The sequence below is a fragment of the Lysobacter enzymogenes genome, from assembly GCF_017355525.1.
Taxonomy (GTDB): Bacteria; Pseudomonadota; Gammaproteobacteria; order Xanthomonadales; family Xanthomonadaceae; genus Lysobacter; species Lysobacter enzymogenes_C.
In genome coordinates this window covers 2509606-2522718 of sequence record NZ_CP067395.1, presented here as the reverse complement: position 1 = coordinate 2522718, position 13113 = coordinate 2509606, and the positions used below count along the sequence as shown (strand labels likewise).

Here is a 13113-nt window from a genome sequence, read left to right as displayed (position 1 = left end):
AACAAGACCGCACGCACGTACACCCGAGGTTCCCGAACCATGAGCACTGTGATGGACAACGCCGGCAAGAGCCGCATGCTGGGCGCCAATACCTGGCTGATCGTGCTGGGCATATCGGTGTTGGTGTTCGGCCTCAATACCGGCTACGCGACCTGGCAGGCGGCGCGCCTGGGCGGCGCCAGCTCGGCGGCCTCGCGCTTGCAGGTGAACTCGCAGAAGCTCGCGGTGCAGGCGCGCGAAGCGGTCGGCGGCAACAAGGACGCGTTCGCCGCGTTCAAGTCGACCAAGTCGGCGATCGACGGCGACATCAAGTCGCTCAACGACAACTACGGCAACACCGCCAACGTGTCCGGCCCGATCGAGACCGCGACCAAGACCTGGGAGCCGATGGGCAAGAGCTCCGACCAGGTGATCGCCTCGGAGAAGGCGGTGCTGGCGCTGGCGACCAACGCCGACAGCTTCTCCGGCCGCGTGCCGCAGCTGCAGGCGCGCCTGGACGAACTGGTGCGCGCGATGTCGGCCTCCGGCTCGCCGTCCTCGCAGGTCTACATCGCCCTGCGCCAGGTGGTGCTGTCGGCGACGATGGCCCGCCGCATCACCGAAATCCGCGCCGGCGGCAGCGGCGCCGGCATGGCCGGCGAAGCGCTCGGCCGCGACGCGATCGTGTTCGGCAACATCCTCACCGGCCTGCGCAAGGGCGACTCCTCGTTCGGCGTCAACGCGCTCGGCAACGGCGGCGCGCTGGCCGCGCTCGGCCAGGCCGAGGCGCTGTGGCTGGAAATGAAGAAGGACCTCGACGCGATCTCGGCCAGCTCCAAGGACCTGTTCCAGGCCCAGGCCGCGGCCGAATCGATCACCGGCGGCTCCGACAAGATGCTCGCCGACAGCCAGTCGCTGTTCTCGGCGCTGACCTCGTTCGGCTCGATGAGCGACACCAGCTTCCTCGGCAACATCTGGCTGTCGATCATCTCCGGCCTCGGCGCGCTGGTCGCGATCGCCGGCTTGCTGTTCTCGCTGAACTACGCCCAGCAGCGCCGCTACCAGACCACCAAGGAACTCAACGACCGCAACCAGGAAGCGATCATGCGCTTGCTGGACGAAATGGGTTCGCTCGCGGAAGGCGACCTGACGGTGAAGGCCACCGTCACCGAGGACATGACCGGCGCGATCGCCGACTCCATCAATTTCGCGGTCGAACAGCTGCGCAGCCTGGTGCAGACGATTACCGACACCTCGGTGCAGGTCGCCTCCAGCGCCCAGGAAACCCAGGCCACCGCGATGCATCTGGCCGAAGCGGCGGAGCACCAGGCGCAGGAGATCAACTCGGCGTCGGACCGCATCAGCGAAATCGCGGCCTCGATCGACCAGGTGTCGAAGAACTCGGCCGAGTCGGCCGACGTGGCGCAGCGCTCGGTGCAGATCGCGACCAAGGGCGCCGGCGTGGTGCGGCAGACGATTCAGGGCATGGACTCGATCCGCGACCAGATCCAGGAGACCTCGAAGCGAATCAAGCGGCTGGGCGAAAGCTCGCAGGAAATCGGCTCGATCGTGGAACTGATCAACGACATCTCCGAGCAGACCAACATCCTGGCGCTCAACGCGGCGATCCAGGCGGCCTCGGCCGGCGAAGCGGGCCGCGGGTTCGCGGTCGTGGCCGACGAAGTGCAGCGACTGGCGGAACGCGCGTCCAACGCAACCAAGCGAATCGAGACGCTGGTCCAGACAATTCAGTCCGACACCAACGAAGCTGTCAGCTCGATGGAACAGACGACCTCCGAAGTGGTCGCCGGCGCGCGCCTGGCCGAGGACGCCGGTACCGCGCTGGGCGAGATCGAAAAGGTGTCGTCGGACTTGTCGAACCTGATTCAGGGCATTTCCAGCGCCGCGCAGCAGCAGTCCAGCGCGGCCTCGAACATCACCCAGACGATGAACACGATTCAGCAGATCACCTCGCAGACTTCGCAGGGCGCCAACCAGACCGCCGCGTCGATTGGAAACCTCGCGCAGTTGGCGGCGGACCTGCGCCGTTCGGTGGCCGACTTCAAGCTGCCGGCCTGAGCGCGGGCAGGAGCCGCTTGAAGCGCAGGCGTGGCAGTGCAGGGCGGCAGCGGCAAGCGGCTCCGGAACAGACATACGAAATAGGGTTGTACCGAGGATGAAGCGTCCGACACATCGTTGGCTGAGCCACGGATCGCGTCTGCGACGCGCCCGCGTTGACGGGCGCCGCGCGCCATGACCGCCCTGCGCGAAGCTATCGACACCACCACGCTGGGCTGGATCAAGCCCGAGCTGGACGAAACCCTGCGTCAGGCCCGGCAGGAGATCGAGGCGTTCGCCGAAGATCCCGCCGACGCCGCGCGCATGCGCGCCTGCGCGGCCCATCTGCATCAGGTGCACGGCACCTTGCGCATGGTCGAGCTGTACGCGCCGGCGATGGTCGCCGAAGAAATGGAGCGGCTGGCGCTGGCCCTGCAGCAGGGCAACGTGCACGACCGCGACGAAGCCTGCGCCGCGCTGATGCGCGGCGTGGTGCTGCTGCCGGATTACCTGGAACGCCTGCAGGGCGGCCACCGCGACATCCCGATCGTGCTGCTGCCGCTGCTCAACGAGCTGCGCGCCACGCGCGGCGAAGCCGGGCTCAGCGAAAGCGTGCTGTTCGCGCCGAACCTCGACCGTCCGCTGCCGGCGCACCTGCCGCCGCCGCTGCCGGTCGGCGCGGCCGGCGGCCGCAACGCCAGCGCCCCGCACCTGACCGCATTGCGCGAAGCGCTGGCGGCGTGGCCGGAAGACGGCGCGCCGGGCAAGGTCGTGCAACTGGCCGCCGCGATCGACGGCCTGCTCGCCGAAGCCGTGCTGGAACCGGTGCGGCGCATGCTGTGGGTGGCTTCGGCCGTGGCCCACGCGGTCCGCGACGGCGCGTTGCCGCCGACCCGCGCGCTGCGTCAGGCGTTCGGCGGCGTCGAGCGCGAAGCGCGGCAGATGCTGTCCGACGACGGCTTCAGCGCGCCGCGCGGCGAACCCGCGGCCGAACCGACCCGTCAGCTGCTGTACCACGTCGCCCACAGCGACGGTCGCCATCCGGCCCTGGACGATCTGCGCCAGACCTTCGAACTGGCTGCGCACCTGCCCAGCGAATCCGAACTCGAACACGCGCGCGGCAGCCTCAGCGGCCGCAACCGTGCGCTGCTCGACACCGTCGCCGCGGCGATCAAGGAAGACCTGCTGCGGGTCAAGGACGCGCTCGACCTGCACCTGCGCACCAACCAGACCGACCCGGGCGAACTGCGCCCGCAGGTCGAGGCGCTGGCGCGGGTCAGCGACACCCTCGGCATGATGGGCCTGGGCATGGCCCGCACCGTCGTGCTGCAGCAGCGCGACGCCATGAACGACATCGTCGACGGCCGCCGCGCCGCCGACGAAGGCACCCTGCTCGACGTCGCCGGCGCGCTGCTGTACGTGGACGCCTCGCTCGACGATCAGGTCAGCCGGCTCGGCCTGGCCGACGAGAAGGGCGATGAGGACCTGCTCGCCGGCGAGGCGCGCAAGGTGCTCGACGTGGTCGCGCGCGAAGCCATCGCCAACTTCGGCGACGCCCGCCAGTCCTTCGTCGCCTTCGTCGAGACCAAGTGGGACCACGAAGAACTCAGCGAAGTGCCGCGCGTGCTCGACGAAGTCGCCGGCGCCTTGCGCATGATCGAGTTGCCGCTGGCCGCCGATTACCTGACCGGGGTCAAGCGCTACACCGAAGTCGAACTGATCGGCCGCCGCCGCGTGCCCAGCGGCCAGCAGCTCGACACCCTGGCCGACGCGCTGGCCAGCCTGGAGTACTACCTCGAAGCGCTGCGCGAGCAGCGCCCGAACCGCGACGACATCCTCGACATCGCGCGCCAGAGTCTGGAAGCGCTGCGTTACTGGCCGTTGCCGGACGTGATCCGGGTCGAACCCGTCGCCGCGCCGGCCGAAGCCGCCGCGCACGACGCCGCCGCGCCGGCCACGGCCGAAGCGCCGGCCGCGCAGACGCCGCCGCAGATTCCGGTCGCGCCCGAATGGGGCCTGGCCGACATCGAAGCGCCGCAGCGCGCCGACGGCGAGCCGCGTTCGCTCGACGCCGAGCACGGCGCCGCCCAGTACGCCTCCGCGTTCGACGCCGAGCCCACCCAGCCGCCCCCGGCGCCGGCCGACTTCACCGAGCGCGTGTCCGGCGGCCTGGTCAACACCTCGCTGGTCGAAGCGGTGCCGTCGTCGCCGCCGTCGTTCCTGATCCCGTCCGGAGGCGCCAACGGCGGCTTCGAACAGGTCGACGACATCGACGACGAAGTGCGCGAGATCTTCCTGGAGGAATTCGAGGAAGAGATCGGCAACCTCGAACAACTGCTGCCGGCCTGGCGCGAAGCGCCGGACGATCTGGCCCGCGTGCAGCCGGTGCGGCGCGTCTTCCACACCCTCAAGGGCAGCGGCCGCCTGGTCGGCGCCAAGACCTTGGGCGAGTTCAGCTGGAAGATCGAAAACCTGCTCAACCGCGTGCGCGAACACGGCCGCGTCGCCAGCCCGGAAGTGCTGGACCTGGTCGACCATGCGTTCCGCGCGCTGCCGGGCTTCTACGCCGCGCTGCGCAACGAAGCGCCGCTGAGCGTCGACATCGCCGGCCTGGAAGCGCACGCCGACCTGCTCGCCAGCGGCGAAGAAGCGTTCTACCAGCCGCCGGCCGCGCCCGCCGCGGCGGCCGAAGCGCAGGCCGAACAAGCCGCGGCGCCGAAGCCGCTGGTCGACGGCCCGTACGTGCCGGCCTCGGTCGATCCGGTGCTGCTGGAAATCCTCGACGGCGAAGTCGCCGGCCATCTGGTCACGATCGAATCCTGGCTCGAGGCCTCGCGGGTCAAGCCGCAGCCGGCCAACGACGCGCTGCAGCGCTCGATCCACACCATGAACGGCGCGTTCGCGATGACCGAAGTGCCGGTCATCACCGACGTCACCGGTCCCACCGAGGCCTACGTCAAGCGCCTGCTCGCCAGCGGCGCGCCGGCCAGCGCCGAAGGCGTGGCCGCGATGGACGCGGTCGCCGCGGCGATCCGCACCACCATCGAAGCGCTGAAGTCGGCGAGCCCGCACGTGCCGATGTTCCTCGGCCTGCCCGAGCGCCTGGCCGCATTGCGCGACAGCCTGCCGGACGCGCGCGCGCCGATGCCGGTCGACGACCTCGACTTCGACGCGCCGGCCGATGCCGCCGCCAACGATCTCAGCGTCAACGACCTCAGCGCGTTCCAGGGCGAAGGCCCCGCCGCCGCCGAAGTGCCGGCCGGCCGGACCGACGGCCGCCGCACCTCCGAATTCACCATCGATTTCGCCTCCTTCGCCGGCTCGCTGGGCCAGAGCGACGAAGCGCGCGCGCGCGCCGAACGCGAAGCGGCGGCCAAGGCCGCGGCCGAACGCGTCGAAGCCGAGCGCATCGCCGCCGAACGCGCCGAAGCCGAACGTCAGCAGGCCGAACGCCTCGCCGCCGAACAGGCCGAAGCCGAGCGCCTGGTCGCCGAGCGTCTGGCGGCGCAGAAGGCCGAGGCCGAGCGTGCCGAAGCCGAGCGTCTCGCCGCCGAACAGGCCGAAGCGCAGCGCCTGGAAGCCGAGCGCCTTGCGGCCGAGCAGGCCGAAGCGGCGCGCCTGGAAGCCGAGCGTGTTGCCGCCGAACAGGCCGAAGCCGAACGTCTCGAAGCCGAGCGCGCTGCCGCTGAGCAGGCCGAAGCCGAACGTCTCGAAGCCGAGCGCGTTGCCGCTGAGCAAGCCGAAGCCGAACGTCTGGAAGCCGAGCGCGTCGTCGCCGAGCAGGCCGAAGCCGAACGTCTTGAAGCCGAGCGCGTTGCCGCCGAACAGGCCGAAACCGAACGTCTCGAAGCCGAGCGCGTTGCCGCCGAGCAGGCCGAAGCGGAACGTCTGGAAGCCGAGCGTGTCGCCGCCGAGCAGGCCGAAACCGAACGTTTGGAAGCCGAACGCGTCGCCGCCGAGCAGGCCGAGGCCGCGCGACTGGCCGAAGAAGAACGCCTGGAGTACGCGCGTCTGGAAGCGCAGTACGCCGCCGAGGCCGAACGCCAGAACGCCGAGAAGGCCGAAGCCGAGCGCGCGGAAGCCGAACGTCTCGCCGCCGAACAGGCCGAAGCCGAACGTCTGGAAGCCGAACGTGTCGCCGCCGAGCAGGCCGAAGCCGAACGTCTGGAAGCCGAACGCATCGCCGCCGAACAGGCCGAAGCCGAGCGTCTGGAAGCCGAGCGCGTCGCCGCCGAGCAGGCCGAAGCCGAGCGTCTGGAAGCCGAGCGCGTCGCCGCCGAACAGGCCGAAGCCGAGCGTCTGGAAGCCGAGCGCATCGCCGCCGAGCAGGTTGAAGCCGAACGTCTGGAAGCCGAGCGCATCGCCGCCGAACAGGCCGAAGCCGAGCGTCTGGAAGCCGAGCGCATCGCCGCCGAACAGGCCGAAGCCGAGCGTCTGGAATACGAGCGCCTGGAAGCCGAATACGCCGCCGAGCGTCTGGCCCGCGAGCAAACCGAACAAACCGAAGAAACCGCGCCGGGCGCGTCGCTGGACGACGCGCGCGTGGACGCGCAGCCGGCCGACACCGCCGCCAACGACGAAGGCGATTCGCTCGCCGCGACGGGCGCCGCCGATACCGCCGCTGCCGCCGGCTCCGGCCACGCCATCCCCGGCGTGTCCGCGGCGCTGGCCGCTGCGTTCGCGCACGCCGCGCACGCCGATCCGGATCCGGAAGAAACCCTGGACCTGAGCGAGCTCGATCCCGAGCTGGTCGACATCTTCGTCGAAGAAGGCGGCGACCTGCTCGACCACTCCGACGGCCTGCTCGCGCAGTTGCGCGAAACCCCGGGCGAGCGCGAGTTGCTGGTCGGCCTGCAGCGCGACCTGCACACCCTCAAGGGCGGCGCGCGCATGGCCGGCATCATGGCCGTGGGCGAACTCGGCCACGTCATGGAATCGCTGCTGGAAGCGGTGGTCGACCACCGCACCGAGCTGGGCCGCGACAGCGTCGTCCTGCTCGAGCGCGGCTTCGACCGCCTGCACGCGATGATCACCCGGGTCGGCCAGCGCAAGGCGATCGCCATGCCGCAGGCGCTGATCGCGGTGTTCGAAGCGCGTTCGCGCGGCGAGCTGACCATCGGCGCCGGCGACGAGGGCTCCGCCGCGCCGGCGATCGCGCAGCCGCAGCTCGACGAAAACGGCCTCAAGCCGCTGTCCGAGCCGATCGTCGAGCAGCCGCTCGGCGACGACGACGACATCGGCGTGCGCGCGCCGCAGGAACAGGTGCGCATCCGCGCCGACCTGCTCGACCGGCTCGTCAACTACGCCGGCGAGGTCGCGATCTACCGCGCCCGCCTGGAGCAGCAGCTCGGCGCGTTCCGCGGCGCGATCGCGGAAATGGCCCAGACCAACCTGCGCATGCGCGACCAGCTGCGCCGCCTGGAAATCGAAACCGAAGCGCAGATCATCGCGCGCTACCAGCGCGAGGGCGATGCCGGCCAGCATTCGTTCGACCCGCTGGAACTCGACCGCTTCTCGACCCTGCAGCAGCTCTCGCGCGCGCTGGCCGAATCGGCCGCCGACCAGAACAGCCTGCAGATCACCCTCGACGACCTGACCCGTCAGTACGAAACCCTGCTGCTGCAACAGTCGCGCGTCAGCTCGGAGCTGCAGGAAGGCCTCATGCGCACGCGCATGGTGCCGTTCGATACGCTGCTGCCGCGCCTGCGCCGCGTGGTGCGCCAGGCCTCGAGCGAACTCGGCAAGCAGGTCGCGCTGAAGCTGGAAGGCACCCAGGGCGAACTCGACCGCAACGTTCTGGAGCGCATGACCGCGCCGCTGGAACACATGCTGCGCAACGCGGTCGCGCACGGCCTGGAAACCCCGGCCAAGCGCCGCGCCGCCGGCAAGGGCGACGAGGGCACGGTGCGCATCGCGGTGCGCCGCGAAGGTTCCGAAGTCGTGCTGGAAGTGGCCGACGACGGCGCCGGCCTGGACCGCGCGGCGATCCGCCGCCGCGGCGAGGAACGCGGGCTGGTCCGCAGCGATGCGGTGCTGTCCGATTCCGACCTGGACATGCTGATCCTGGAGCCGGGCTTCTCCACCGCCGACGAGGTCAGCCGCCTGGCCGGCCGCGGCGTCGGCATGGACGTGGTCGCCAGCGAAGTCCGCCAGCTCGGCGGCGCGCTCGACATCCAGTCCACGCCCGGCCAGGGCGTGCGCTTCACCCTGCGCCTGCCGCAGACGCTCGCGGTCACCCAGGCGGTGTTCGTGCGCATCGGCGACACCACTTTCGCCGTGCCGATCGCCTCGGTGCGCGGCGTCGGCCGGCTCTCGCGCGACCTGCTCGACCAGGGCGATCTGGCCTACCGCTACGGCGGCGAGGACTACCTGGTCCACGACCTCGGCGTGCTGGTCGGCCACGCGCCGGCCAAGGCCGAAGGCCAGCTGCAGATGCCGTTGCTGCTGATCCGCTCGGGCGACCTGCGCGCGGCGGTGTCGGTCGATCAGGTCATCGGCAACCGCGAAATCGTGGTCAAGCCGGTCGGCCCGCAGATCGCGTCGGTGCCGGGCATCTTCGGCGCCACCATCATGGGCGACGGCCGCGTGGTGGTGATCCTCGACGTCGCCCCGCTGGTGCGCCGGCGTACCGCGCAGCTGCTGGACTTCGCGCTCAACGCGCCGCCGCCGGCGCTGCCGACGGAAGCGCGCAAGGTGCCGCTGGTGATGGTGGTCGACGACTCGGTCACGATGCGCAAGGTCACCGGCCGCGTGCTGGAGCGCCATAACTTCGAAGTCGCGACGGCGAAGGACGGCATCGACGCGCTGGAGCGCATGGCCGAGCGCGTGCCCGATCTGATGCTGCTCGACATCGAGATGCCGCGCATGGACGGCTACGAATTGGCCACGCAGATGAAGGCCGATCCGATCCTGCGCCATGTGCCGATCGTGATGATCACCTCGCGCAGCGGCGAGAAGCACCGCCAGCGCGCGTTCGAGATCGGCGTCGAACGCTATCTCGGCAAGCCCTACCAGGAGCCGGAATTGATCCGCAACGTTTTCGAATTGCTGGGAATCGCGCGTCCCCATGTCTGACGGCGATCGTCGTGTAGTGTTGTTGGCGCGCGCGGGCGTGGCCTGCGAGCGCCTGCGCGAAGCGCTGGCCGAGGCCGGCGCGCAGTTGGTCCTGCAAGGCGATCCGACCGTGCTCGATCCCAAGGCGCTGGATGCGGCCGATCCCGACGTGGTCGTGGTCGTGCTCGATCCCGCGTCCGAGGACGCGCTGGACCGGTTCGAGAACCTGCTGGTCGACCCGTCGATCGAAGTGATCTTCGAGGAGGCCGAACTGGCCGCCTCGCGCGAGGGCTGGGACGCGGCGCGCTGGGCGCGCCACCTCAGCGCCAAGCTGCACCGCCACGACGACGTGCTGCCGCCGGGCCGCGAGCCCGAGCCGCAGACGCCGCCGTCGCTGCAGGCCGAAGGCTTCCAGAAGCCGGAGCACGAAGGTTCGCCGCTGGCGCAGCAGCCCGACGAGATCCCGGCCGGCGACAACGTGCTGGCGTTCGTGCGTCCGGGCGCCGTGGCCGCCGCCGGTCCGGCCGCGGCCGCCGCCGCGCACGACGAGCGCGCGCCGGCTGCCGCCGAGCCCGCCGCCGAGCCGCGCCTGGAGCCGGCCGACGACGCCGAAGCGCCGGACGCGGACGGCCAGTTCCTCGAGTTCGACGACAGCGGCGACGGCCTCGCGCTCGACGCCGGCGCCGCCGACAACGCCGGCTTCGATCCGATCGGCTTCGAATCCGAGGTCATCGAATCCAAGGCGGCCGAAGCCGACCGCGCCGAACCGACCCGCCTGAGCTTCGACGCCGCCGACTACGGCGACATCGAGGAAATCGAAGCGGTCGAAGCGCTGCCGGCCTACGACGCCGACGAACTGCCGCCGGCGCCCGAAGCGCACGTCAGCTTCGATCCGGTGTCGGCCGAAGCGCCGGCCGATCCGCTGTCGTTCGGCGCCGAATCGCTGGGCGAACTCGAGCGGGTCGCGCCGATCGGTTCGGCCGGCGACCGCGTGTTGAGCGAGCCGCCGCAACTGCCCGACGAGGCGCGCGAATTCTTCGCCCGCCAGGCGCTGGGCCTGGAATCGCAGGAGCCGCGCCGCGGCGACGGCGACGATTTCGATTTCTCCAACCTGAGCCTGGAAGCCGAAGACTATTCGGCGCAGGTGCCGGGCGAGGCGCGTGCCTACGACGCCGCTGCGCACGACTGGCAGGCCGACGCCAGCGACGCCGCGCTGCCGCCGCTCGACGAGACCGGCCTGGGCGACATGGAAATGTGGCGCGCGCCGGCGCCGGGCCAGGTGCGCGAACTGGTCGACCTCGACGCTGCCTTCGCCCTGCACGATCCCGAAGCGGCGGACGAACCCGCTGCCGCGCCCGCGGCCGCGCCGCCGCGCAACTTCGACACCTCTTTGGAATTCGCCAGCGACGAGCTCGCCCCGGCCCCGCCCAAGGCGCCCGCGCCGGCGGCGCCGTCGGTGCCGGACTGGTCGTTCGCCGACGAAACCAGCCTGGTCGAGGCCGCGACCGGCCAGAGCGGCGCGCATGCGCCGCCGGCGCCGCGCCACGACCTGGAAGAAATCGAACGGCGCATTTCCGGCCTGGAACTGGTCGCCGACCAGCCGACCGAGCTCGGCGGCGGCCGCAACGGCGCGGTGCTGGTGCTCGCCGGCATCGGCGGCCCCGATGCGGTGCGCCAGCTGCTCGGCGCGCTGCCGGACAACTTCGACCGCCCGGTGCTGGTGCAACAGCGCCTGGACGGCGGCCGCTACGACAAGCTGGTCGCGCAGATGCAGCGCGCCACGCCGGTGCTGGTAAAGCTCGCCGAAGCCGGCACCCGCACCATCGAAGGGGTGATCTACATCCTGCCGGCGGGGCTGGGCATCGAAGTGTCCGACAGCGGCATCCAGTTCGCCGAAGGCGCCGACGTGCTCGCCGCGCTGCCGCCCGGCGACAGCGCGGTGCTGTTGTTCAGCGGCGCCGACGCGGCCCAGGTCGACGCGGCGATGGCCTTGGCCGCGCAGGGCGCGCTGGTCGCGGGGCAGGCGCCGGACGGTTGTTACGACGCCGCCGCCGCCAGCGCCGCGATCGCCCAGGGCGCGCTCAGCGGCCAGCCCGGCGATCTGGCCGCGCGCCTGGCGGCGCGCTGGTCGCGGCAAAGCCCGGTCTGAGCGCAGGCGCGGCGCGGGCGCGGCCCGCGTCGCGTCGAACGAAGGCGGCCGCAGGCGCAGCGATGCGCGGCGCGCCGGCGGTGCAACCAGTGGATGATGTTGTGCGGCAGCGCATGCGCGCGCCGCTGTTGCCAATCACCGGCTCCGCGCGGCGGGGCCAGCCAAGAGCCGCACGCCGCGGCGAGGAAAGCGCGATGTCCAATCCGATCCCCGACAACGAAGCCGACGCGGCCGAGGGCGTGCAGGACGAAACCGGCGCCGCGCCCGACGACGGCGGCAGCGACGGCGCTGCGCCGATCGACATCCGCGGCGTGCTGGTCCAGGTCGCCGGCGCGCGCCTGCTGCTGCCCAACGCCACCATCGCCGAAGTGCTGTCGTACGCGCCGCCGGCGCCGATCGCCAACGCGCCGCGCTGGCTGCTCGGGCAGATCCGCTGGCGCGGCTGGAACCTGCCGATGATCGCGTTCGGCGAACTCTCGGGCCTGGCCCGCGAACCCGGCGGCCTCGGCAGCAAGGTGGTGGTGCTCAAGGCGCTCAGCGCCGCGTCGCGCCTGCCGTACTTCGCCATGCTGACCCAGGGCTTCCCGCGTCTGGTCACCGTGTCCGCGTCCGGCCTGTACCTGCAGAGCCGCGACGACGAAGTCATGCCGCTGGGCGTGCAGGCGCGGGTGCGCCTCAACGACGACGCCGCGCTGCTGCCGGATCTGGAAGCGGTCGAAGCGATGATCGGCGAAGCCCTCGCGCAAGCCGCGTGAGCGCGGAGCCGGCGCCGCCGCCGGCGGTTTCCGCCGCGCGCCCGCCCGCGCCCAAGCGCTATGCCTCGGTCGACGCCCTGCGCGGCCTGACCGTGGCGGCGATGCTGCTGGTCAACGACCCCGGCGACTGGAGCCACGTCTACGCGCCGCTGTTGCATTCGCAGTGGCACGGCTTCACTCCGACCGATCTGGTCTTCCCGATGTTTTTGTTCATCGTCGGCGTGTCGATCGCGCTGGCGCTGCTGCCGCGGCTGGAGGCCGGCACGCCCGCGCCGGCGCTGTTGCGCCCGGCGCTGTGGCGCGCGCTGCGCATCGTCGGCCTGGGCCTGCTGCTGCATGTCATCGCGATGTGGGTGACCGACCGCGAATACCTGCGCCTGCCCGGCGTGCTGCAACGCATCGGCGTGTGCTTCGCCGCGGCCGCGTGCATCGCGCTGTACCTGTCGGCGCGCGCGCAATGGGCGCTGTGGGGCGGCCTGCTGGCCGGTTATTTCGTCCTGCTTGCGGCGGGCGGCAGCTACGAGCCGTTCGTCAACCTCGCCAGCCGCATCGATTTTTCGATCCTCGGCGCGCACGTCTACCAGATCGACCCGGCCAGCGGCCGCGGCCACGATCCCGAAGGCCTGGTGTCCACGCTCGGCGCGCTGGCGACCGCGCTGCTCGGCCTGCGCGCGGGCGACTGGCTGCGCCGCGGCGACGTGCGCGCGCTGCTGATCGCGGGCGCGGCTTGCCTGGCCGCGGGCTGGACGTTGGGCCTGGCGCAACCGATCAACAAGAACCTGTGGACGCCGGCCTATGTGCTGTGGGCCGGCGGCTGGTCGTGCTGGATCCTGGCGCTGTGCCACACGCTCGTCGACCGCCGCGGCTGGCCGCCGCTGGGGCGCGCGTTCGGGGTCAACGCCATCGCCGCCTACGGCGGTTCGGCGCTGCTGCTGTACCTGCTGATGGGCCTGAAGTGGCTGGAGCCGGTCTACCGCCACGGCTTCGCCGACTGGATGACGCCGCGCTTCGGCCCGTACCTGCCGTCGCTGGCGTTCGCCGTGGCCTTCGTCGCGGTGTGGTGGCTGGTGGTGCGCGCGCTGGATGCGCGGCGGATCTATTTCAAGATCTGAGCTGCTT

Annotated in this window: 5 protein-coding genes; all 5 read left to right on the top strand. The window is 71.4% G+C overall.

Annotation, left to right across the window (positions count from 1 at the left end; all coding sequences use genetic code 11):
• Window positions 1-39: 39 nt before the first annotated feature.
• The 5 genes from JHW38_RS10525 to JHW38_RS10505 all read left to right on the top strand — a co-directional run bounded on the left by JHW38_RS10525 (window position 40) and on the right by JHW38_RS10505 (window position 13106).
• Window positions 40-2058, top strand: a complete 2019-nt coding sequence (locus JHW38_RS10525) for a methyl-accepting chemotaxis protein (protein ID WP_207525853.1) — start codon at window positions 40-42, stop codon at window positions 2056-2058.
• Between the two features lie 174 nt (window positions 2059-2232).
• Window positions 2233-9111 carry an Hpt domain-containing protein gene (locus tag JHW38_RS10520; RefSeq protein ID WP_207525852.1) on the top strand — a complete coding sequence of 2293 codons (6879 nt, stop codon included), beginning with the start codon at window positions 2233-2235 and terminating at the stop codon, window positions 9109-9111.
• Window positions 9104-11239 carry a chemotaxis protein CheB gene (locus JHW38_RS10515; RefSeq protein WP_207525851.1) on the top strand — a complete coding sequence of 712 codons (2136 nt, stop codon included), beginning with the start codon at window positions 9104-9106 and terminating at the stop codon, window positions 11237-11239. The genes JHW38_RS10520 and JHW38_RS10515 overlap by 8 nt, the downstream gene beginning before the upstream one ends.
• Window positions 11240-11433: 194 nt before the next feature.
• Complete coding sequence (locus JHW38_RS10510) at window positions 11434-11994, top strand: chemotaxis protein CheW (RefSeq protein ID WP_207525850.1); 561 nt, start codon at window positions 11434-11436, stop codon at window positions 11992-11994.
• Window positions 11991-13106, top strand: a complete 1116-nt coding sequence (locus JHW38_RS10505) for an acyltransferase family protein (protein WP_278249811.1) — start codon at window positions 11991-11993, stop codon at window positions 13104-13106. The genes JHW38_RS10510 and JHW38_RS10505 overlap by 4 nt, the downstream gene beginning before the upstream one ends.
• The last annotated feature ends 7 nt before the right edge of the window (window positions 13107-13113 follow it).

Coding starts and splice junctions, on each gene's coding strand:
- JHW38_RS10510 (WP_207525850.1), top strand. CDS start 11,434: ATGTCCAATCCGATCCCCGACAACGAAGCCGACGCGGCCGAGGGCGTG.
- JHW38_RS10515 (WP_207525851.1), top strand. CDS start 9,104: ATGTCTGACGGCGATCGTCGTGTAGTGTTGTTGGCGCGCGCGGGCGTG.
- JHW38_RS10520 (WP_207525852.1), top strand. CDS start 2,233: ATGACCGCCCTGCGCGAAGCTATCGACACCACCACGCTGGGCTGGATC.
- JHW38_RS10525 (WP_207525853.1), top strand. CDS start 40: ATGAGCACTGTGATGGACAACGCCGGCAAGAGCCGCATGCTGGGCGCC.